Annotated in this window: 20 protein-coding genes and 2 tRNA genes; 6 read left to right on the top strand and 16 right to left on the bottom strand. The window is 49.9% G+C overall.

Annotated elements, in window-relative coordinates; genetic code table 11:
* Positions 1-110 precede the first annotated feature (110 nt).
* From ybgF to aspS, 12 genes are all read right to left on the bottom strand, one after another.
* A complete protein-coding gene (gene ybgF / locus QEZ41_RS03245) occupies positions 111-878 on the bottom strand; it encodes a tol-pal system protein YbgF (RefSeq protein ID WP_289409941.1) in 768 nt (255 codons plus the stop codon).
* On the bottom strand, positions 829-1,356 hold the full coding sequence (gene pal / locus QEZ41_RS03240) for a peptidoglycan-associated lipoprotein Pal (RefSeq protein WP_289409940.1): 528 nt from the start codon (positions 1,354-1,356) through the stop codon (positions 829-831). The genes ybgF and pal overlap by 50 nt, the downstream gene beginning before the upstream one ends.
* Before the next feature lie 76 nt (positions 1,357-1,432).
* The gene (gene tolB / locus QEZ41_RS03235; protein ID WP_289409955.1) at positions 1,433-2,713 is read right to left on the bottom strand and encodes a Tol-Pal system beta propeller repeat protein TolB; all 1,281 of its coding nucleotides are present in this window, start codon (positions 2,711-2,713) and stop codon (positions 1,433-1,435) included.
* A 14-nt stretch (positions 2,714-2,727) separates the two neighbouring features.
* On the bottom strand, positions 2,728-3,726 hold the full coding sequence (gene tolA, locus QEZ41_RS03230) for a cell envelope integrity protein TolA (RefSeq protein ID WP_289409939.1): 999 nt from the start codon (positions 3,724-3,726) through the stop codon (positions 2,728-2,730).
* The gene (gene tolR, locus QEZ41_RS03225) at positions 3,726-4,178 is read right to left on the bottom strand and encodes a protein TolR (protein WP_289409938.1); all 453 of its coding nucleotides are present in this window, start codon (positions 4,176-4,178) and stop codon (positions 3,726-3,728) included. The genes tolA and tolR overlap by 1 nt, the downstream gene beginning before the upstream one ends.
* An 8-nt stretch (positions 4,179-4,186) precedes the next feature.
* Positions 4,187-4,882: a protein TolQ gene (gene tolQ / locus QEZ41_RS03220; protein WP_289409937.1), complete on the bottom strand. Its 696-nt coding sequence runs from the start codon at positions 4,880-4,882 to the stop codon at positions 4,187-4,189.
* A 19-nt stretch (positions 4,883-4,901) separates the two neighbouring features.
* Entirely contained in the window at positions 4,902-5,315 is a 414-nt protein-coding gene (gene ybgC, locus QEZ41_RS03215) for a tol-pal system-associated acyl-CoA thioesterase (protein ID WP_289409936.1), read from the bottom strand.
* Positions 5,308-6,351 carry a Holliday junction branch migration DNA helicase RuvB gene (gene ruvB / locus QEZ41_RS03210; protein WP_289409935.1) on the bottom strand — a complete coding sequence of 348 codons (1,044 nt, stop codon included), beginning with the start codon at positions 6,349-6,351 and terminating at the stop codon, positions 5,308-5,310. Before ruvB ends, ybgC begins: the two co-directional genes overlap by 8 nt.
* 15 nt (positions 6,352-6,366) lie before the next feature.
* Positions 6,367-6,975 (bottom strand): Holliday junction branch migration protein RuvA, encoded by a 609-nt coding sequence (ruvA, locus tag QEZ41_RS03205; RefSeq protein WP_289409934.1) that lies wholly within the window; start codon positions 6,973-6,975, stop codon positions 6,367-6,369.
* Positions 6,976-6,993: 18 nt separating this feature from the next.
* Complete coding sequence (gene ruvC / locus QEZ41_RS03200) at positions 6,994-7,527, bottom strand: crossover junction endodeoxyribonuclease RuvC (RefSeq protein WP_289409933.1); 534 nt, start codon at positions 7,525-7,527, stop codon at positions 6,994-6,996.
* 218 nt (positions 7,528-7,745) lie between these two features.
* The gene (locus QEZ41_RS03195; RefSeq protein ID WP_289409932.1) at positions 7,746-8,477 is read right to left on the bottom strand and encodes a YebC/PmpR family DNA-binding transcriptional regulator; all 732 of its coding nucleotides are present in this window, start codon (positions 8,475-8,477) and stop codon (positions 7,746-7,748) included.
* Positions 8,478-8,686: 209 nt separating this feature from the next.
* Positions 8,687-10,462 carry an aspartate--tRNA ligase gene (gene aspS, locus QEZ41_RS03190; RefSeq protein WP_289409931.1) on the bottom strand — a complete coding sequence of 592 codons (1,776 nt, stop codon included), beginning with the start codon at positions 10,460-10,462 and terminating at the stop codon, positions 8,687-8,689.
* A 316-nt stretch (positions 10,463-10,778) separates the two neighbouring features.
* Here aspS and QEZ41_RS03185 point away from each other — a divergent pair, with 316 nt between their 5' ends.
* From QEZ41_RS03185 to QEZ41_RS03165, 5 genes are all read left to right on the top strand, one after another.
* Positions 10,779-11,423 (top strand): cold-shock protein, encoded by a 645-nt coding sequence (locus tag QEZ41_RS03185; RefSeq protein ID WP_289409930.1) that lies wholly within the window; start codon positions 10,779-10,781, stop codon positions 11,421-11,423.
* A gap of 219 nt (positions 11,424-11,642) precedes the next feature.
* Positions 11,643-12,929, top strand: coding sequence for a Glu/Leu/Phe/Val family dehydrogenase (locus tag QEZ41_RS03180; protein ID WP_289409929.1), 1,287 nt, complete (start codon positions 11,643-11,645; stop codon positions 12,927-12,929).
* 91 nt (positions 12,930-13,020) lie between these two features.
* Positions 13,021-13,425, top strand: coding sequence for a PA2817 family protein (locus QEZ41_RS03175; protein WP_289409928.1), 405 nt, complete (start codon positions 13,021-13,023; stop codon positions 13,423-13,425).
* Positions 13,426-13,555: 130 nt separating this feature from the next.
* A tRNA-Glu gene (locus tag QEZ41_RS03170) sits at positions 13,556-13,631 on the top strand.
* A gap of 6 nt (positions 13,632-13,637) precedes the next feature.
* Positions 13,638-13,713: transfer RNA gene (locus QEZ41_RS03165), tRNA-Gly, on the top strand.
* A 371-nt stretch (positions 13,714-14,084) separates the two neighbouring features.
* Here the strand turns inward: QEZ41_RS03165 and QEZ41_RS03160 are convergent.
* The 3 genes from QEZ41_RS03160 to QEZ41_RS03150 all read right to left on the bottom strand — a co-directional run bounded on the left by QEZ41_RS03160 (position 14,085) and on the right by QEZ41_RS03150 (position 15,564).
* Positions 14,085-14,450: a hypothetical protein gene (locus QEZ41_RS03160; RefSeq protein WP_289409927.1), complete on the bottom strand. Its 366-nt coding sequence runs from the start codon at positions 14,448-14,450 to the stop codon at positions 14,085-14,087.
* A 13-nt stretch (positions 14,451-14,463) separates the two neighbouring features.
* Positions 14,464-15,267 carry a putative RNA methyltransferase gene (locus QEZ41_RS03155; protein WP_289409926.1) on the bottom strand — a complete coding sequence of 268 codons (804 nt, stop codon included), beginning with the start codon at positions 15,265-15,267 and terminating at the stop codon, positions 14,464-14,466.
* Positions 15,268-15,354: 87 nt separating this feature from the next.
* Complete coding sequence (locus QEZ41_RS03150; RefSeq protein ID WP_289409925.1) at positions 15,355-15,564, bottom strand: cold-shock protein; 210 nt, start codon at positions 15,562-15,564, stop codon at positions 15,355-15,357.
* Positions 15,565-15,869: 305 nt separating this feature from the next.
* Between QEZ41_RS03150 and dcd the strand changes: the two genes are divergently transcribed.
* Complete coding sequence (gene dcd / locus QEZ41_RS03145) at positions 15,870-16,436, top strand: dCTP deaminase (RefSeq protein WP_289409924.1); 567 nt, start codon at positions 15,870-15,872, stop codon at positions 16,434-16,436.
* A 15-nt stretch (positions 16,437-16,451) separates the two neighbouring features.
* On the opposite strand, the gene rhlB is transcribed toward dcd, so the two are convergent.
* The gene (gene rhlB, locus QEZ41_RS03140; RefSeq protein ID WP_289409923.1) at positions 16,452-17,849 is read right to left on the bottom strand and encodes an ATP-dependent RNA helicase RhlB; all 1,398 of its coding nucleotides are present in this window, start codon (positions 17,847-17,849) and stop codon (positions 16,452-16,454) included.
* Positions 17,850-17,880 lie beyond the last annotated feature (31 nt).

Below are 17,880 nucleotides of genomic sequence, written 5' to 3'. Positions count from 1 at the left end.
CTATGTGTAAACTGCGCTTTTTCGTACGTTTTCGCCTTGTGTTAGCGTCCTCGGTAACGTTATTCAGAGGCTCCTTAAGTTAGTTTGCTGGTACAGAATAGCTGTATGTTTTATAAACGCTGTAAATCTTGCTGCGCGAGTTTGGCGGCAGAGCTACGTGGATACTGTTCCGTGACCTGCTGCAGTATGACTTTGGCACGTTCAGGTTGGCCCATGCGGCGCTCGACATCGGCAAGTTTATACATGGAGTCTGCAACCTTGCTGTGATCGGGCCAGTTCTGGATAACGGTAGCAAAGGCTTTACCCGCAGCTTGGAAGTCCTCTTGAACAAGATGGATTTCGCCGAGCCAGTAATACGCATTGGCAGCATATTGTCCGTTGGGGTAGCGGCGTAAAAAACCCGAAAAGGCTTGTTGCGCAGTATCAAATTCACGCTTGCGAATTAGGCTAAAAGCAGCATCATAAAATTCTTGCTCTTTAGCGGGGTCAGCCGTTTCAGCAGCAGTAGGTTGCTGTTGTTCGGCGCGCTGGTTGGTTGGTTGCGGCAGTTTTGCAGGTTCAGCAGTGAAGGTTGTTTGTTCCGTTACTGGAGCGGTGCGCTGTTCTAGGGCTTGGTAACGTTCTAGATTGGTTTGCTCAATTTGTTGCAGTTGATGCTGTTGTTCTTCCAGCATACCGCGTAGCGTTGCCACTTCTTGCTGTAATTGCTGAAGTTGCATATACAGCTGACCTTGGCTAGAAACCGTTAGTCTTTCATTGGCATGACTGAGTGCCGAAGCACTCAGTCCAAGCACCAATACCAGAGTAGTTGATAGCTTTTTCATTGGTTTATTTACGTAATTCCACGCGACGGTTTTGTGACCATGAGCTTTCGTCATGGCCATCTGCTACAGGGCGCTCTTCACCGTAAGATACGATTTCTAGCTGCGAAGGAGATACACCTTGGAGAACTAAATAACGCTGTACAGCCTGTGCACGACGCTCACCCAGAGCCATGTTGTATTCACGTGTACCACGCTCATCAGTGTGACCTTCGAGCACGACACGCATACCGCCACGTTGTAGGTCGCGGGCGTGTACGTCTAAGGCGCGTAATGCATCAGGTCTTAGTTCTGAACTGTCGTATGCAAAATAGAACGTAGTGATGGCACGCAAGGTGGCTTCATCGCCGTAGGCTGAATCAAACTCGCTGCCAAAACCGCCATCTACGCCGGACTGTCCAGCAGTGCCGGTGCTAATTCCGGCGTTAGGATCGGTAATGTCAGAGTCCGTTTTGCCGCTTTTGCCTGTACAACCTACAGCCAACACAAGGGCTAAGGATAAGGCTGTCAATTTACCGCATTTAAGTATGTCCATGTTTCAAAGCTCCAAACATTGTTAGGTTGTAAAGGTACGCAGGCCGCCATGGTTTTCCAAGATGCCTGTTAGGGGTTTAGTTTAAAAAAGGCGACCAAGCAGGTTCACGAACTTCGCCCACGATGCCTGGTAATACAAGACGTACTCGGCCATTAAGCGAGGCTAACATCAGCACTCCTTTGCCTTGCTGGCGCGTGGCATAGATTACCATGCTTCCATTAGGCGCAACAGTGGGGGACTCATCTAAACTGGTGCCGGATAAAATGCGTAGACGGTTTTTTTGCAGATCTTGAGCGGCTACTTTAAATACCGTAAAACCGTCTTGGCGGTGAATCATCACTAGGGTTTTTTCATCGGCTGAGAGCTTGGGGTTGGCGTTGTAGTTGCCCACAAAAGTAACACGTTGGGCATTGCCGCCATTGATGTTGGTTTTGTAAATTTGTGGCTTACCTGAACGGTCGGACGTGAAGTACAGCGTTTGACCGTCTTTGCCCCAGAAGGGTTCTGTATCTATAGCCATGTGGTTGGTGATGCGGCGTACGGCACGACTGGCCATATCCATCACATAGATTTCTGGGTTGCCGTCTTTAGACAGTACAAAAGCAAGTTTACTGGCATCGGGCGACCAAGCGGGCGCGCCATTTAAACCTTCAAAATTGGTGACCTGCTCGCGCTTGCCGGTGGCGATTTCCTGAACATAAATGCGTGGGCGCTTCTGTTCAAACGAGACATAAGCAATGCGTTTGCCATCCGGTGCGTAGGCTGGTGAGAGAATCGGTTCGGGCGACTGCAGCAATGTTCTAGCGCGTGCGCCATCGTAGTCGGCATGGTGCAGGTTATAGTTTTTCGCACCGTTTGCGTTTTTGCTGGTGCTAACGAATAGAATACGCGTTGAGAATGAGCCTTTAGTGCCGGTGATGCTGTTAAATACATGATCAGAAATGTGGTGCGCTAAATCGCGTAGCTGTTGTTCGCTGCCTGTGGTGTTGGCTGAGAATACTTGTTGCTGTGCGGCTACGTTGTACAGGCCGTAATTGATTTGAATGCGACCATCGGCAAGGCGCTCGGCGTGGCCAATAACCAGATATTGTGCGCCTACTGCGCGCCAGTCGCGGAAAATAATTTCCTCTGCGTGAGCGGGCATGCTAATCATGTTGTTGCGGTCAATCGGGGCAAACAAACCAGAGTTATAGAGGTCGTCACTGACTATTTTGGCTGGATCTTCTGGCAGGGTGCCAGCGCTCCAAGCAAAAGGCACCACGGCAATCGGCATGGCACGATCAGAGCCGCTGGTAATCACCAGTGGTTGAGCTGCGAGTAGTGAGCTGGTAAACGCAAAAAATGATGCTAAAGCGATGCGTAGAATGGTCTTCACAGGCCTAAGTCCTCGGGTCTAAATGCCATAGTCAATTGGCGGTAGGTTTTCTCATAAACGGCGCGGTCTAAACTTTGAATTTCACGTACACGCCCCACGCTCAAGATAGCAGCCAGCGCGGAATTATCAAAAGCTGGGTTGCCACTGCTCTTAGAGACGGCTGCATGTTTGATGGTTCCATCTGGCAGTATGTCAACACGCACTTCAACCTGCATACCATTACGTGCACCAGCGGGACGTATCCAGTGCGAACTGACTAACTGGATAATCAAATCGTTGATGTTGGCAATGTCTTGTTCGGCTTGCTTATCTGCCATAGCGCGCTGGTACTGAGTTTCTTGTTTTAAAAGCTCAGCCAGTGCAGCGGCTTCTTTGTCTTCTTTGGCTTTACGGGCTGCTTCGCGTGCTTTTTCTGCCGCTAACTTGGCTGCCTGTTCGGCCTCCTTCTTTTTTTGCTCAGCTAGGGCTTTTTGCTTGGCCGCCTCTTCAGCTTTTTTCTTTTCCTCGGCGGCTTTCTTACGCTGCGCTTCGGCTTTTTCTGCTTTAGCTTTGTCGGCAGCGATTTTTTTGGCTGCTTCTGCTTTTTGTTGCTCTAGCTTGCGTTGCTCGGCTGCTTTTTGTTCAGCGGCATGCTTTTGATCCTCGGCTTTCTTTTTGTCGTCAGCAGCTTTTTTGGCCGCTGCTTGGCGTTCTTGCTCGGCTTTGCGCTTGGCAGCGGCTTCTTGTTCTTGACGTTTCTTTTGTTCTAGTTGTTCGTGATCAAACTGTTTGGCCGCAGTTTTTTCGGCCTCGCCCGTGATTTTTTGAGCTGATTGGCTTGTGGCTTTGTTTTGTGATTCCAGTTGATACAGAGTTGCTTTGACAATCGGGCGACTAGGCGGCAGATCCGGTGTGTGTGAGTAGCTCACAAACAGTAGAGCAAACAGCAGGACGTGTAAGGCTATAGCCCATAAAATCGGCCAAAATAGCTTTTTTTTGACGGGTGGCGTACGCATTAGGGAGCCTCGGTAATCAGGCCTACGTCGGTGACACCTGCTTGTTGCAAGCCGCCCATGGCACTCATTACGCTGCCGTAATCTACTTTTTTATCCGCACGTACATACACCTGCACTTTTTTCCCCTGCTGAGCATTGGTAGCAAGAATGGCTCTGGCGGCTTTGATCATGTCTGTCAAGCTAACGGCTTTATCTTGTACGGTGTCGACATCAACCTCAGTGCCGGTCGTCCAGAAATAGGTTTTATCGGCCTTGATGGATATGGTTAAAATGACGGCGCTATTGTCTTGCGGCAGGGTTTCGCTGCTGACCTGGGGTAGATCAACCTTAACCCCTTGATTGAGCATGGGTGCGGTGACCATAAAAATGACCAGCAAAACCAGCATGACGTCGATGTAGGGTACGACGTTCATTTCGGATACGGGTTTTCTGCGGTTGCGGATACGAGCCATGGGATGTCTCATTGCGCTGGTGTGTGGACGCTGCGATGCAGAATAGCTTGGAACTCATCGGCAAACGTATAGTAGCGGGCAATAAGGATTTCAGCTCGGGCTGAAAATCTGTTGTAGGCAACTACGGCCGGAATTGCGGCAAATAAGCCAATAGCCGTGGCGATTAGCGCCTCGGCAATACCGGGTGCGACGGTGGCCAAAGTGGCTTGTTGCACCTGCGCCAAACCTCGGAACGAGTTCATAATGCCCCACACAGTACCAAACAAACCCACGTAAGGACTGGTTGAACCCACGGTGGCTAAGAAGGGCAGGTTTTGCTCCAGCCTTTCTTCTTCGCGAGAAATGGCTACGCGCATCGCCCGGGCCACGGCATCCATGATGGCATCGGGTTGCATGTTTTGTTGCTGGCGTAAACGGGAGAATTCTTTAAAGCCGGCCTGGAAAATACGTTCGCTACCGCCGTGCTCGTCAGGCCTGCTGCAGGTTTCACGGTAGAGCCTAGCTAGGTCAATGCCAGACCAAAAGCGCTCATCAAACTGAGTTAGGCTGTTGCGGGCTGCTCTGAGCATTTGTCCACGAGAAAAAATAATCACCCAAGAAATAACAGAGGCGGCCACTAAGAGCAGCATGACCATCTGCACCAGCAAACTGGCATTGCTGACTAGACTCCACATTGACATAGAATCAATTTGATTAGCGCCCACAAGGCCTCCTATTTATGAGTTATACGTTATTTTGAAACATATCAAACAATGCACTGGGCATTGCTTTGGGTTTAAAGCTGTCTGCTGCAATACAGGCGATGACAAATTGCCCTTCACAGAGTAATTTATCATCATTTACGCGGCTGACCTGTTGCGTAAATTCAAGCCGTGCGCGCTTTAATTGGCTGACATTGGCCGTGACCTGTAATTCGTCGTCCAGCCGTGCCGGCGCATGATATCTGGCTTGCGCACTATGGACTACAAAAAGCGTATTAAGTTGCGCTAATTCCTGCTGGTTAAAACCCAGTGCGCGCAGTCGCTCAGTGCGGGCGCGCTCCATAAATTTCAAATAGTTGACGTAATACACCACGCCACCGGCATCGGTGTCTTCGTAATAAACCCGCACGGGCAGAGAAAAGCCGGGCTTAGTCATCGCAAAAGTCCTGCGGTTCAGGGTTGTAGATGTTTTTGGGTGTAGGCAAACCGAAGTGCAGATAAGCATGACGCGTTACCATACGACCCCGAGGTGTGCGCATTATATAGCCTTGCTGGATTAAAAAGGGTTCGAGTACGTCCTCAATGGTGTGACGTTCTTCACTGATTGCAGCGGCTAAGCTATCAATACCGACAGGACCTCCATCGAATTTTTCAATCATGGCTAATAACAAGCGGCGGTCTTGGTGATCAAAGCCGTGTTGGTCCACGTCCAGCATGTTCAAGGCTTGGTCGGCAATCTGTAGGGTGATTTCACCTGTGCCGCGCACCTGGGCAAAATCGCGTACGCGTCTTAACAAGCGGTTGGCAATGCGTGGCGTGCCACGCGCACGGCGCGCGATTTCAAACGCACCTTCAGGAACAATGGGTACTTGCATAATAGTGGCTGAACGCTCAACAATTTGGGTGAGGTCCGGGTGACTATAAAATTCGAGGCGCTGCACAATACCGAAACGGTCTCTTAGTGGGTTGGTGAGCATACCCGCGCGGGTAGTGGCACCGACTAAGGTGAAGGGGGGTAAATCCAGTTTAATGGAACGCGCTGCAGGCCCTTCACCGATCATGATGTCTAGCTGGAAATCTTCCATGGCCGGATAAAGAATTTCTTCTACGACGGGCGGCAGGCGGTGGATTTCGTCAATAAAGAGCACGTCGCCGCTGTTGAGATTCGTCAGCAATGCAGCCAAGTCGCCGGCACGCTCAAGCACGGGGCCTGAGGTGCTTTTTAAGGAGCCCCCCATTTCGCTGGCTATAATGTTAGCTAGGGTGGTTTTGCCAAGCCCGGGCGGACCGAAAATCAAGGTGTGATCCAAGGCTTCTTCGCGCTGTTTAGCCGCCTCGATAAACAGGCTCATTTGGTCGCGCACCACTGGTTGGCCAATGTATTCGGTTAGGGATAGGGGGCGAATGGCGCGGTCGTATTGTTCTTCGCGCTCTTTGGCGGTACCACTTATTAGGCGATCAGCTTCAATCATGGGGGTTCACTTGAGTTATTGGGTGCTGGATTGCAGGGCGCGGCGGATCAATTCTTCGCTGCTCAGGCCTTCAGCAAAGATGGCTCTAATACTACGACTGGCTTCAGCGGGTTTGTAGCCTAAGCTAATCAGCGCGCTAAGGGCATCTTGCTCGGCGCTAGAAGAATTGGCAACGTTTGCGCCTTGTCCGGGTAGGCTGATTGCAGTTGCGCCGCTATCCCAGTCTTTAAAGCGGCCTTTAAGTTCTACTAGCAGGCGCTCGGCGGTTTTCTTACCCACGCCCGGCACTTTCATTAGGCGCGCTGTGTCTTCGGCATGCACGCACGCAATCAGCTCATTGGCGCTCATACCGGACATTAAAGCTAGGGCTAGTTTGGGACCAACACCATTTAAGCGGATCAGCTCACGAAACATCAACCGATCACGTTTGCTGTAAAAACCAAACAAGAGTTGTGCATCTTCACGTACAACCAGGTGTGTGTGTAGTTCAAGCTCTTTGCCTTGTTCAGGAAGCTGAAATAACGTGCTCATCGGCACTTCCAGCTCATAACCGACCCCATTAACGTCTAGGGTAATAAAGGGCGGTTGTTTGTCCAGTAAGACACCACGTAAATAACCAATCACTCTGTGTTCTCCAAGTGGTTAGCGCACAGTTAAGCGTAGGCGTCCGCCTCGGCTTTTAGCGCTGCTTAAGTCATGTGCGATAAGGGTTTGTCGGTGATGCGCGTGGCACAGTGCGGCAGCTAAGGCATCGGATGCGTCAATCTGCGGTTTTTGTGTCAGTTGCAACAGGTGCATCACCATCATCTGTACTTGTTCTTTGGCGGCGCGACCGCTGCCCACGATAGCGGATTTGATTTGTGTCGCGCTGTATTCACTGACCGCAAGACCGGCTTGTGTAGCTGCAACAATGGCTGCGCCACGCGCTTGTCCCAGCTTAAGGGCTGAGTCAGCATTACGCGCCATAAACACCTGCTCAATACTCATCAGATCTGGGTGGTAGCTGCTGATGATCTCATGAATACCGCTAAACACAGCGTTTAGGCGCTCGGACAGCTCGCCAGTGCCGGTGCGGATGCAGCCAGAAGCAATGTATTCACAGCGGCGACCGTTATCACGAACAATGCCGTAACCGGTGATGCGTGAGCCCGGGTCGATACCTAAAATAAGAGTCATGCACAGCAACCTAAAAATACAAACACTGAGTTTGTAGTAAATATTGGAAATCAGAAAAGCAAAATAACACAAAGCACTGATTATATACACAGTGCTATAAGGGTGGGAGGTTACTGTGATTTATTTTTATGGGAGAGGGTGGTGCATAGTGCAAGAAAGGTTGGTTGCGACTGTAGTTTGGCTAGCAGTCGCAATCATCAGGAGTTTATGTGGTTGGATTACATATCTTCTGGGAACACTGCGTTACTGTAGACGTTTTGCACGTCGTCCAGATCTTCGAGTGCATCGATGAGGCGCATAACTTTCTCAGCGCCTTGCGCATCTAATTCAGCTTCGGTGGTTGGTAACATCGCTATTTCAGCTTGCTCGGCAACAAAACCGGCTGCTTTTAGAGCTTCGTTGACTGAAATAAAGTCTTCAAAACTGGTTAAAACCTCAACTGAACCGTCATCACCCACTTCGACATCATCAGCCCCGGCTTCAAGCGCTGCATCGAGTAGCGCTTCTTCATCAACCCCCGGAGCAAATATAAGCTGACCTTTGCGCTCAAACAGATAGGCGACTGAACCATCGGTACCTAGGTTACCACCATGTTTGCTAAAGGCGTGGCGCACTTCACCGGCTGTGCGGTTACGGTTGTCAGTCATCGCCTCGACATACACTGCTACACCACCGGGTGCGTAGCCTTCGTACACCAAATCTTCGACGTTATCACCTTCGTTACTACCTACGCCGCGTGCAATGGCACGGTCGATGGTGTCGCGGCTCATGTTGGCGCTAAGGGCTTTATCTACGGCTAGACGCAGACGTGGATTATCCGGCACTTCACCGCCGCCTTCTTTAGCAGCTACGGTTAGTTCGCGAATCAGTTTGGTGAAAATCTTGCCCCGCTTGGCGTCCTGACGCTCTTTGCGATGCTTGATATTGGACCATTTGGAATGTCCCGCCATGGCTACTCCTAAATATGTGTGTCAGTGAAAACAGTATAAATACAGTGTTTTTTTGTTGGAGCGCAAATTTTGCGCGAAATCGAGCCATCATGTAATACAGCGCTAGTCGGTAACACGGTGCGCATGAAAGTAATGTAGGTCGTTTCTGAGCCTGATATGTCGACCTAAAGGCACGACCTACACTATGCTTACGTTATCGTGAAGATGGGTTATTCCGCTTTTGCTTGTTCGCGCAAACGAATGTGTAATTCGCGCAAAGCCTTAGGGTCTACTGCGCCCGGTGCTTGGGTCATAACGCAAGCAGCACTCTGGGTTTTCGGGAAGGCAATGACTTCACGAATTGAGCTGGCGCCGGTCATCAGCATCACTAAACGGTCCAAACCAAAGGCCAAACCGCCATGGGGTGGCGCACCGTACTTTAGGGCATCGAGCAAGAAGCCAAACTTCTCACGTTGCTCTTCAGCACTAATCCCCAGCACATCAAACACCACCTGTTGCATAACGCGGTTGTGGATACGAATCGAGCCACCACCCAGTTCAGTACCGTTGAGTACCATATCATATGCACGGGACAGGGCTTTTTGCGGCGCGGCTTTTAGCTCGTCCGCGCTGCACTGCGGTGAGGTGAAGGGGTGGTGCAAGGCGGTCAGTGAGCCGTCATCGTTTTCCTCAAACATGGGGAAGTCCACGACCCACATCGGTGCCCACTTGCACGTGAGTAAGTTCAGGTCATGCCCCAAACGAATGCGCAATGCACCTAGCGCATCGCTAACCACCTGCGCTTTGTCGGCACCAAAGAAAACGATATCACCGTCGACTGCACCAACACGGTCCAAGATGGTATTGAGGTTGTCTTCAGGAATAAATTTAACGATGGGCGACTGCAAACCCTCGGCACCTTTGGCGCGCTCGTTAACTTTAATGTACGCCAAACCTTTAGCGCCGTAGTTGCCGACGTATTTGGTATAGTCATCAATTTGTCCGCGAGGCATCGCACCTTGGCCGGGAACACGCAGTGCAGCGACACGGCCTTTAGGGTCGTTAGCTGGGCCGCTAAATACTTTAAACTCAACGTCTCTGAGCTGATCAGCAATGTCTACTAATTCTAGTGGAATACGCAGGTCAGGCTTATCTGAACCGAACCGGCGCATGGCTTCAGCGTAGGGCATGTGCGGGAATTCGCCTAACTCCACATCCAGCACGTCTTTAAATAGATTGCGGATCATGGTTTCGGTGATGCCCATGATATCGGCTTCATCCATAAAACTGGTTTCGATATCGATTTGGGTAAATTCTGGCTGGCGGTCGGCACGCAAATCTTCATCGCGGAAGCACTTGGCGATTTGGTAGTAACGGTCAAAACCGGACACCATCAATAATTGCTTAAACAGTTGGGGCGACTGCGGCAGAGCAAAGAAACTGCCGGCGTGGGTGCGGCTGGGCACCAAATAGTCACGCGCACCTTCGGGTGTGGCGCGGGTCAGGATGGGGGTTTCCACATCTAAGAAGCCGTGTTCATCCAAATAGCGACGGATGCTGGCGGTAATGCGTGAACGCAACTTAAGCTTTTCAGCCATTTCCGGACGACGCAGGTCGATGTAGCGAAAACGCAAGCGGGTTTCTTCGCCGACATCGCAATAGTCATCTAAGGGGAAGGGTGGTGTTTCTGCCTGGCTTAGCACTTCAAGGCTGTCGGCAATCACTTCGATTTCGCCGCTGGCGAGGTTGGGGTTTTTTGCGCCATCGGGGCGCAGATTCACCGTGCCGGTAATCTGCAGTACATACTCACTACGCACGCGGTCGGCTTTAGCGAAAATCTCGCTTTGCTCTGGATTGAAAACAACCTGCGCCAGACCTTCGCGGTCGCGGATGTCTAAAAAAATCACCCCACCGTGGTCACGGCGGCGATGAACCCATCCGCAAATTGTTACTTTTTGACCTTCAAGACCGGCGTTCAAGTCGCCGCAATAGTGGCTGCGCATCATAATAGTGTTATTTCCCGAATCGTTCGAATGTGTCTGGGTGTCAGTGCAATGCGATTAATCGCTGTTGCACACAAACGCGCAATTATATAGCTTTACGGCGATAACGGCTATGCTCTAATTTGTTGGCAGGCTTATGCAATTGTTGTGTGCTTGGTTGGTGCTCGAGGTGTGAATAGGTAATATGTTACACAGCAATGAAATTCAGCTAAAATTTCACTACAGTAAAGAAACTAGATCTGCTAACTTACGTGGCGATATTTAGTATGTTTTTGTTTTTTATAGAACTATTTTTAAACAGATTTCGATAAGGTGCTTCATGTCTTCAAATACTCAAGATTATTCTAATACCCGTACATTTTCTGATCTTTTAAAACCCCTGCATTTCTTTCTTGGCCTGCTTAGCTTTGCGCTTGCCATTGTCCTGTCTGTAGCTCAGCAGTTAGGTGATACGAATGTGTTGCTGCTGGCTTGTTTTGGTTTAATCAATATGCTGTTTGCCCCTGTAGTGCCCAGATGGAAGTGCAGCAGCAAGCAGAATCTGCAGAATATTGTTTCAGTCATGGTGCTGGCGGTTGCGTTAATGCAGGCTATTTTTGTGGTGATCAAATTAGAAGGCTCTGACGGTTATAACGCCTCGGCTTTTTCTGTGGCTGTACTGTTGGCGGCAACCATTATCCATCTGATGCTGCACTACAACCGTCAGCCTAAAAAGCAAGCTGCTACCGCCACTTATGAAACTGTAGGTGAGGCTGAGGGTGATCGTGAGCTAGGTACAGTTAAGTGGTTTAACACGGCTAAAGGGTTTGGTTTTATTTCCCGCGACTCAGGTGAAGATATTTTCGTTCATTTTCGCGCAATACGTGGCGAAGGACATCGTGTTTTAGTTGAGGGTGAACGAGTTGAGTTTTATGTCATGGAGCGTGACAAAGGCTTGCAGGCTGAGGATGTGGTTAAGCTTTAAACTGCCTGCGGCATGAGTTAACACAGTTAAAGATTACGCAGCTCGACACTTTTTGCTAAGCTGCTGTTTTTTTAAGGCCTGCTATGCGGGCCTTTTTTCGTTGTGTGCGGTTTATTGCGTTACGTCTATTAAGTTTTTGCTTAATTATTTAAACTGCATGGTTCGTTTTGCTCTCGGGTAGGGTTAAGCGGCCTAATAGATAGAAGATAAGGTGTAACTATGTCAAAACAAAATCAATACATACCTTCCTATTTGGATGCAGAAAATCCGGGGCCTTGGGGGATTTTTCTCGAACAGGTAGACCGGGTAGCGCCGTATTTGGGTGAGTTCAGTGAATGGGTCGGCACGTTAAAGTATCCAGAACGTTCGCTGATTGTTGATATTCCGGTACGTCTTGATGACGGCACCATTGCTCATTTTGAAGGGTATCGGGTGCAGCACAGTCTTAACTGTGGCCCAGGTAAAGGCGGTGTGCGTTACCACCAAGATGTAACTCTGTCTGAGGTCATGGCGCTGTCGGCATGGATGTCGGTTAAAACCGCCGTTGTAGGTTTGCCTTATGGTGGCGCTAAGGGCGGTATACGTTTTAATCCGCGTGATTACTCCAAGGCAGAGGTTGAACGTATTACCCGTCGTTATATTAATGAGATTTCCTCTGTAATAGGCGTGGATAAGGATATTCCAGGTCCTGATGTTAATACCAATGCACAGACCATGGGCTGGATGATGGATACCTATTCCATGAATGCAGGGCAAGATTGTCCGGGCATTGTTACAGGCAAACCTATTGCCATTGGCGGCAGCCTTGGCCGTGTTGAAGCAACAGGGCGCGGTGTGTTTATTGTCGGTGTGGCCGCTGCCCGTGATGCAGGCATTGATTTAAACGGTGCGCGTGTTTGCATTCAGGGTTTTGGCAACGTGGGTAGCACAGCCGCACGCCTGTTTTGCGAGCTGGGCGCTAAGGTTATTGCCGTGCAGGATCATACGGGCAGTGTGTATAACTCGGATGGCCTGCCTATTTCTGCGCTGATTGAGTACGTTAATGAGCACGGTGGTGTAGCGGGCAAACCTAATGTTGAAGAAATTACTAACGATGAGTTTTGGGCGTTAGAGACCGAAATACTTATCCCGGCCGCGCTGGAAGGGCAAATCACTAAGGACAATGCTCATAATATCAGAGCGCGCATTATTGTTGAGGGCGCTAACGGACCTACTACGCCTGAAGCGGATGATATTTTGACTAACAACGGCGTTGTCATTGTGCCTGATGTGCTTGCCAATGCCGGTGGGGTAACCGTGAGTTATTTTGAGTGGGTGCAAAACAGGGCGAGTTTCTATTGGAGCGAAGAAGAAATTAATCAACGCTTAGAAACCATTATGGATAACGCATACACAGCCGTATCGGCGACAGCAGCGGAACATAAGGTTACCTTGCGTACTGCAGCCTTTATCACAGCCTGCACACGGATTCTTAAAGTGCGTGAAGTGCGTGGCTTATACCCTTAATCGCGAGTGCGGGCAGCCCGTCCGCATAGCCGCCAGTAATGTGTTGCGCTCATGATGCGCTTCTGTAAGAAAAGGTATTGAAGGTGAATTTATGACTGACTCATACTTAGCACATCATCTTGAGTTGTTGAAATACCTACAGCAGGTATTAGTGGCTCTAGCGCAAGAGGATATGATCCCTGAAGAGCATAACGAGTTCTTAGAGCGCTACGCAGACATGATAACGGAGTTCTCCCAAAGCCAAGAGGCGTTGTATTTGGGGCAAGAAATGATTAGTCAGGTTTTCCAACGCTATCCACAAATCGCCCATCAAGTGCCCAGAGACCTGCTATGGTTTTTTGGCGGCGAGTGCCTGCATTATATGCCTGATGAAGAGATAGCCTTATTTCAGCAGCTTGAAGAGCGTCGTTTTGAGGCTTTAGAGCTGGGCGAGGACTTTGACTGGAATAAAGAGGTGCAGCTTACATTTATGCCAACGAAGCAAACAGCCCATTAAATGGCGTGTGATTTAATAATTTTGCAAAAAGGCTTGACGAATTAGATACCTATGTCTAAAATGCGCGCCACTTCAAGCAATTAAGTTCACTTAAGTTACTTGAAGCTGTAACTGTAAAGTTCCAGGCTGCGTCCCCTTCGTCTAGTGGCCTAGGACACCGCCCTTTCACGGCGGTAACAGGGGTTCGAGTCCCCTAGGGGACGCCACTTTAAGCGGGAATAGCTCAGCTGGTAGAGCACAACCTTGCCAAGGTTGGGGTCGCGAGTTCGAATCTCGTTTCCCGCTCCAAATTTGGCGTCAAGCTAAAAAAGAAAGAGCCGAAAGGCTCTTTTTTTTCGCCTCCAGTTTAAGCTTTTGATTTACTTGGGTTTGCGGGGTTGTGACTCCCCTGCAACGCCTGAGTTGGCTTTGTAGCCGGCAGCACTTGAGTTGGGGTTAGAGTCCGTATCGCGCATAAGATGCGCTCCCACAGTAAAGAGACTTGTACGCAGCCGGTCGCTTGGCGCAGCTCTTGTAGGAGCGCAACTCTTGCGCGAATGTGACTAGCCGGCAACGCCTGAGTTGGCTTTGTAACCGGCAGTGCTTGAGCTGGCTTTGTCATCCGTCTCGCGCAGAACCTGCGCGGCCACAAGAGCGATAGAAATACTTGCAGGCTTCGCCTAGCTTCGCCAAATAAACTCTTCTATGCCTTGCGCGTTCACTTTGAGCCAGCGGTCGGCATCTGCTTCGCCGTCGGCTTCTTGCCAGCTGCCGGGGGCGCAGCGTATTTCTACGGCGAGTGCTGCAAAGGCGGCTTGCGCGCAGGCGAGATCGCTATCCCATGGGGTTGCCGAGCTGGCAAAGAGCAGTGAGTGCCACGAGCCCACAGCCTTGTTGTACCAAGTCACTTCAATGCCATCACAGTCACAGCGCGCTAAACTGCCTTTGCGGCGCCAGGCGCTGCAGTGTTTGAAAGCGGTTGCTAACCAAGCATGGACTGCTTCTTGGTCTGCATCTTTGAGGTAAATTTCAATGTCGGGTTGCATGTTGAGTGCCTCTTTAGACGGGCTGAATCCAATCAAATCGAACGGCTACCGTAACATCGATGGATTGTTCTATAATACTGCGCTTGCGCTCTTCGTTAATACGCCAGCCGTGCGGTGTCATGGCTAGCAGGTTTGCGCGAGCCGTGCTATCGCTGAGGTTGAGCCTGTAGCGCATATATTCGGTGTGGGTCAATTTTAGCTGTGCAGGTAAGTCTTGTAGGTGTTTGGCGTCATCATAGGGTCGCACTTGCTCATAGAGTTTGCTGCGCAGCTCCAGTAAATGATCCTGCGCTGGTCCTAGGCGTAAAAATGTGCCGTTTTTACTCAGTAGGCGCAGGATTTCGGCCCATGAGTAAGGGCTAAAAACGCTGGTGAGTAAATCGCAGCTGTGGTCGGACAAGGGAATTTGCGCCATGCTGGCGACTAGCCATTGAATCTGTTTGCTTCTGCGGCAGGCTTGTTTGATGGCGTCTTTGGAGACATCTAAACCGTATCCTTGCGCTAAGGGTAAGCTCTTGGCGAGGTGGTCAGTGTAATAGCCTTCGCCACAGCCAATATCCAACCAGGTGCGTGGTGCTATGGTGGCGCTATAGTCAGCCAGTTGTTGAGCGAGGGGTTGATAGTGACCGCTGTTTAGAAAATCACGCCGTGCGGCAACCATTTCAGCGCTATCGCCCGGAGCGCGGCTGGCTTTGTGCTGTACGGGTAAAAGGTGTAGATAACCTTGCCGCGCACGATCGAAGTGGTGCGAGTTAGCGCACAGTGCGGCGGTGTCGGTTTGCTCAAGTTGAGCAAGGCAAATGGGGCAGCTAAGCATTTGCGAGCCTAAGGTGGTAATAAAGCAATTAGGATATAAAAAAACCCGCCGAAGCGGGTTTTTTGTGTAAATTATTTTAGCTGTTGCTTAGATAACTTGCACTTCTTCAGCTTGCATGCCTTTCTGGCCACGAGCTACAACGAAGGACACTTTCTGGCCTTCTTTCAGGCTTTTGAAGCCATCAGATTGGATAGCGCGGAAGTGTACAAACAAATCTTCACCAGCTTCCGGAGTAATAAAACCGAAGCCTTTAGAATCATTGAACCACTTAACGGTGCCTGTTTGACGATTAGACATTTTTTGTTCCCTTGAACGAAGTAAATTAAAGCATGGCATTAGGCCATCTGAATACTGAGTGCAAGGAGTTACAGGATTCGCAATGGATGGATCAAAATCTAAACACTGGGTAATTCACGGTGACACATGCAACAACAGTGGGGCATACTCTACCCTAAATTTTCTTGAGCATCACTATTTTTTATAGATATTTCGTATATATAGCTGAATAAGCTGAAAATAGGTTGGTGTTTTGGCTTTGAGAAATTTTTTTAGTCAGATACCATGCATTTTTGTTTTGCATAACTAAATTTAAGGGGTTCCCAATGAGCATCAAGTCCGATAAGTGGATTCGTCGAATGGCCCAAGAACAGGGCATGATTGAGCCTTTTGTTGAGCGTCAAGTGCGCAATGAGGGTGACGAGCGGCTCATTTCTTATGGGGTTTCTAGTTATGGTTATGATGTGCGCTGTGCGGATGAATTTAAGGTGTTTACCAATCTGCACTCGGTGACAGTGGATCCTAAAAACTTCGATGAAAAAAGCTTTGTGGACGTTAAGGGTGAGTACTGCATTATTCCGCCCAACTCGTTTGCGTTGGCACGTACCGTTGAGTACTTTCGGATTCCGCGCAATGTGTTAACCATTTGCTTAGGTAAAAGCACCTATGCGCGCTGCGGTATTATTGTCAACGTCACGCCGCTGGAGCCGGAGTGGGAAGGGCATGTGACGCTGGAGTTCTCCAACACCACTACTCTGCCAGCCAAGATTTATGCCAATGAAGGCGTTGCGCAAATGCTGTTCTTTGAGTCAGATGAGACGTGTGAAGTGTCGTACAAGGATCGTGATGGTAAGTATCAAGGGCAGCGCGGCGTAACTTTGCCGCGCGCTTAGAACTCGTTGTGCGTATTAACGACCAGGGCGGGGTGGTCGTTTAAGCAATACTTCCGGCGGTGGTTCACACTCTATTTTGCGGCCTAGTAGAGTTTCAATCGCCGGCAAAGCATAGGCATCATCTTCTCCCGCAAAGCTAATGGAAATCCCAGAGCTGCCGGCGCGTCCGGTACGACCAATACGGTGGATATAGTCTTCAGGGTCTTCGGGTAGTGTGTAGTTAATGACATGGCTGATGTCATCCACGTGGATACCGCGCCCGGCTACATCGGTAGCAACTAGCACCTGAATACGACCACTGCGAAACTGTTCAAGTACGCGAATACGTTTTTGTTGCGGCACTTCGCCCGACATTTGTTCCGCTTTAATACCATCGGCTTGCAAGCGCTCCTGAATGCGACGCACCTGGTCGCGGCGGTTAGCAAACACCATCACCCGCGGCCAGCCTTTCTCTTGCAGCAGGTTGTACAGCAGATTGTATTTGTTGTCTTCAGACACCGCATAGACGTGCTGCTCAATAGTATCGCTGGCGACCTGCTCAGGCTCGATTTCAACCACTGCTGGCTCAAAGGTCCATTGTTTGGTCAGATCCATCACGTCATCGGAAAACGTTGCCGAAAACAATAGCGTTTGGCGCATTTCTTTGCGTGGGGTTTGGCGAATTATCTGACGTACTTGGGGAATAAAACCCATATCAAGCATACGGTCAGCTTCGTCCAGAATTAATACTTCAACCAAGTCTAAGTGCACTTCGCCGCGCTGATTGAAATCCAGTAAACGACCTGGGGTGGCCACTAAAATATCGCAGTGTTTGGCCTCTAGCTGGCGCAGTTGTTTGTCAAAGTCCATGCCGCCCACAAAGCTCATGACATTAAGACCCGTATATTTGCTTAGGTCCTCTGCATCTTTGGCGATTTGTACAACCAGTTCGCGGGTTGGCGCAATAATCAGTGCGCGCGGCTCACCCATAAAACGTTCTTCGGGTGGCGGATTTTCGAGTAACTGGCTGATCGTGGAGATTAAAAAAGCAGCCGTTTTGCCGGTGCCCGTTTGCGCGCGACCAATCGCATCGCGACCTTTGAGGGTGTAGCCTAAAACCTGCGCTTGAATAGGGGTGCAGTAGGGAAAGCCGAGCTCCTGGATGGCGCGCATCAGTTCAGGGGTAAGTTGGAAGTCATGAAAGCGGGTTTTGCCGGGTAGCGGTTCAACCACAAAATCCTTAATTGACCAGGGTGTTGTTTCTGGGCGAGCGTTTTGTTGTTCGCGACGTGGTTTACGTGGGCGACTTTTATTATTTCTTGGCTGGCTTGTTTTGGCTTCGGTGCTCTGTGTTTCTACAGGTTCAGGTGCAGCTTGGTTGGCGCTGCTGCCGTCAGTTTTTTTTGGGAAAATTCTTTTAAAGGCTTTAAGCAAAATGGTTACTTCGCAATGAAAAATATTTAAG

The organism is Thiopseudomonas acetoxidans (assembly GCF_030362935.1).
Classification (GTDB): domain Bacteria; phylum Pseudomonadota; class Gammaproteobacteria; order Pseudomonadales; family Pseudomonadaceae; genus Thiopseudomonas; species Thiopseudomonas acetoxidans.
The sequence above is the reverse complement of the archived record's forward strand: the minus strand, read 5'-3'. Positions and strand labels throughout refer to the sequence as shown.